Annotated in this window: 5 protein-coding genes; all 5 read right to left on the bottom strand. The window is 67.6% G+C overall.

The annotated features are described in order from the left end of the window. Positions 1-234, bottom strand: a 234-nt coding sequence (locus tag ABYB95_RS20530; RefSeq protein ID WP_372661244.1) for a flavoprotein, incomplete at its 3' end; no start/stop codon positions are given. Further along, positions 221-640 (bottom strand): putative zinc-binding protein, encoded by a 420-nt coding sequence (locus ABYB95_RS20525; RefSeq protein WP_372661241.1) that lies wholly within the window; start codon positions 638-640, stop codon positions 221-223. The genes ABYB95_RS20525 and ABYB95_RS20530, both read right to left, overlap by 14 nt. After that, positions 624-1,130 carry an SCP2 domain-containing protein gene (locus ABYB95_RS20520; protein WP_372661238.1) on the bottom strand — a complete coding sequence of 169 codons (507 nt, stop codon included), beginning with the start codon at positions 1,128-1,130 and terminating at the stop codon, positions 624-626. Before ABYB95_RS20520 ends, ABYB95_RS20525 begins: the two co-directional genes overlap by 17 nt. A gap of 17 nt (positions 1,131-1,147) precedes the next feature. Next, positions 1,148-1,765 (bottom strand): hemolysin III family protein, encoded by a 618-nt coding sequence (locus ABYB95_RS20515; RefSeq protein ID WP_372661235.1) that lies wholly within the window; start codon positions 1,763-1,765, stop codon positions 1,148-1,150. A 5-nt stretch (positions 1,766-1,770) separates the two neighbouring features. After that, the gene (locus tag ABYB95_RS20510) at positions 1,771-2,682 is read right to left on the bottom strand and encodes a U32 family peptidase (RefSeq protein ID WP_372661232.1); all 912 of its coding nucleotides are present in this window, start codon (positions 2,680-2,682) and stop codon (positions 1,771-1,773) included. Between the last annotated feature and the right edge of the window lie 328 nt (positions 2,683-3,010).

Genomic DNA, 3,010 nt, shown 5'->3' with positions numbered 1-3,010 from the left:
GATGTCGCGCGTGTCGTGCAGGGTGTGCACCAGCGGGCGCAAGGTCTGCGGGCCGGCGTCGAGCTCGTGGTCAAGGGTGAGCCAGCCAGCTTCGGACACCACCAGGTGGGTTTCGATGCCGGGCAGCTCGCGCAGGGCTTGCAACAGACGCAGGCCGTAGACCGCGCCGCTGGCGCCGGAGATGGCGACCAGCACGCGCCGAACTGGGCGTGCGGGGGCCTTACGGGTGGACATGGCGCGGGCCTTCGGATGGGGTTTGCCGCAGCGACAGGGGATGTTCACGCAGGTCGGCGCTCACGTGCGCCAACACCTCGGCCGCCTGCGCGGGGTCGAAGTCCTGGTGCTGGCGTTTGCGCACGCCCTGGGCATGCAACTGGTGGTAGCGGTCGGGGGTCAGACCGTGGCGCGCCAGGCAGCTTTTCACGCAGGCCAGCGGACAGCCGTCCAGCGCCACGATGGGGCGGCCCGATTGTGCGATCTTCAGCAGGTGCGGCACGTCGCCACCCACCCCTGCGATGCACGACATTTCGGCCAGGCCGCGCCGGTCCAGCTGCAAGGCCACGTGGTTGGCCAGCTGGGCGGCACTGGAGCAGCCCGAGCACGAGTAGACCAGCGGCAAAGGGTTATCCGTGTTTGTCATGGAAGGCGGGCTTTCGGCTTGACCATGCGCCCTTCAAGCGGTTCAGAACGGCCGAGGGTTTGAGCGTCTCGCGGTTCAGCACCGGCAGCTCCAGAGCGTCGAGCGCGTTCTTGACCACCAGGCCGAGCTCGGTGTCGCCCTGCATGGACAGGCGGCGGTTGAAGAACAGGGTGTCCGGATCGTCCAGGCGCTGGGCCAGGCGGACGAAGTCGTGCGCGCGGGCGCTCAGCGTGAGGTCGGTTTCGGTTTGCGGTGCGGCTGCGCGAAAGCGCTGGCCGCGCCAGATGAAATCAAAATTCACCTGGGCATCGCGCACTTCGATGCGGATGCGTTTGCCCTCCAGCACCTGGCACACATCCCGTGGCAGCTGTCGGGCCAGAACCCGATTGAGTGCGGTCACCAGCAGCAGGGAGCCGGGGTAGGCCGGCAGCCGCGACAGCAGGGCGCCGACCGGGGCGGGAATCGTGTGGCGGGGTTCGTTGGAGGTCATGTGGGTGTGTCTCGGGTTCAGGCCACGTACAGCTGCAGGGTCAGGAAATGGCAGGCGCTGCCCGCGAGCACGAACAGGTGCCAGATGCCGTGTCCATGGCGCACTTTGTGGTCGGTGGCGTAGAAGGCGATGTCCAGCGTGTAGCAGGCACCGCCCGCCGCCAGCCAGGCAAAACCGCCGGGCGTGAGCGCTTCCCACAGCGGCACCACGGCCACCAGGGCCAGCCAGCCCATGAGCACATAGATCACCAGCGACAAAACGCGTGCGCCGCGCGCCAGCCAGATCTCCTGCACGATGCCCAGCACGGCCAGTGTCCACACGGCACCCAGCAGGCTCCAGCCCCAGGGACCCCGCAACGACACCAGGGCGAACGGCGTGTAACTGCCGGCGATCAGCAGGTAGATGCTGCAGTGGTCCAGCTTCTGGAACACGGCCTTGGCGCGTCCGCGCAGCGCGTGGTACAGCGTGGAGGCCAGGTACAGCGCGACCAGCATCGTGCCGTAGATGCTGAAGCTGACGATCTTCCAGGGATCCGCCAGGAACGCCGCCTGGGTGACCAGCACGGTCGCACCCATCAGGGCCAGCACCGCGCCCACGAGGTGGCTGATGCTGTTGAAACGTTCGCCGACCACCATGGTGATCAGGCCGCCAGCGCTGGCGCCGGTGTGATCCGTTGCATGCCGGGCTGGCCGTGCCAGTAGCCGTTGCAATCTTCACCACCGGGCAGCAGGGGCAGCAAGGCGTCGCGCGCCTGTTCGCCGGACAGCGCACCGCGCCGCACGCTGTCGTACAGGGCGATCACATCGGCGGTGTGTTGGGCCTGCGGGCTGATGCGCACGCTGTCCACGCCGAGCGCGAGCAGCTCGTTCCACGCGTCGATGAGGCTGTGCATGCGGGCCGACTGGGTCTGGATGCCGTTGAGCACGAGAAAGTCGGCGCTCTCGCGGGTCTTGAGCAGCAGGCCATCGGGGTGCTCCATGCAGCGGAACTGGCAGTCGTCCTTGGGCAGGTTGCCGTGGCGCGCGGTGAAGCAGCGGGCCGAAAAAGCCAGCGGCAGGCGGCCGTGGGCGAAGACCTCGGTCTGCAAACCATCGGGTCGCGCTTGCTGCATCAGGGCCAGATCGCTGCGCGGCATTTCCAGCGGCGCCACCCAGCGGTGGGCACCCAGCGAGGCCATCCACTGCAGTGTGGGTGCGTTGTAGATATTGAGGTGGGGACCGGCGACGAAAGGGCGCTGGTTGACCAGGTTCTGCACCGCGCCCATGTCGTTGGCCTCCACCTCGAAATCGGTCTGGGCCGTGATCTTGCGCATGGCGCTGACGTCCGAGCCGGATTCCAGCAAGACCATGGTCGACAGCACGACGTCCTTGCCCGCGTCGCGCAGCAGCGCGGCAATGTCGAGCCAGTCGCTCAGCCGCAACTCGTTGCGGCGCGAGCAGGTCACCTCGCCCAGGTACACGCGGTCCACGGCGGTCTGGGCCATGGCCTCGTAGAAATCGAAGGTGGTCAGGCGCGGCCAGTAGTACTGGAGGGGGCCGAGTGAGAGTTTCATTTCAGTGGCTTCAGATGATGTTGATGCCGCGCGACCGAAGGTTCTTTTCGGCGGAGCGAGGTGCATCCGTCCAGGCCACAGGGTGCGTCCCCACTCAGAGGACCCCAGTGTTTGGAACGGGAGTCGGCCCGCCCCACTCCGGCGTGAGGTGCATCCGTCCAGGGCACCCGTGGAACCGGCTTTGCCGGGCCACAGGGTGCGTCCCCCCACCGGGGGGAAGCCGCGTAGTGGCGCAGGGGGGCGTTCACTTCCACGGCCGGTGGTAAGCACCCAGCGTGTGCTGCTGGCCCTCGGCCACCTCATCAAGGGCGGACATCCAGGCCCCCTT

The sequence above is a fragment of the Hydrogenophaga sp. genome (genome assembly GCF_041633695.1).
Classification (GTDB): Bacteria; Pseudomonadota; Gammaproteobacteria; order Burkholderiales; family Burkholderiaceae_C; genus Hydrogenophaga.
Note: the sequence above shows the minus strand (reverse complement) of the source record. Positions and strands in the feature narration are given on the sequence as shown.

Bases quoted from the DNA above. Each gene is read 5' to 3' on its own strand.
- ABYB95_RS20525 (WP_372661241.1), bottom strand. From the start codon at position 640: ATGACAAACACGGATAACCCTTTGCCGCTGGTCTACTCGTGCTCGGGC.
- ABYB95_RS20510 (WP_372661232.1), bottom strand. From the start codon at position 2,682: ATGAAACTCTCACTCGGCCCCCTCCAGTACTACTGGCCGCGCCTGACC.
- ABYB95_RS20520 (WP_372661238.1), bottom strand. From the start codon at position 1,130: ATGACCTCCAACGAACCCCGCCACACGATTCCCGCCCCGGTCGGCGCC.
- ABYB95_RS20515 (WP_372661235.1), bottom strand. From the start codon at position 1,765: ATGGTGGTCGGCGAACGTTTCAACAGCATCAGCCACCTCGTGGGCGCG.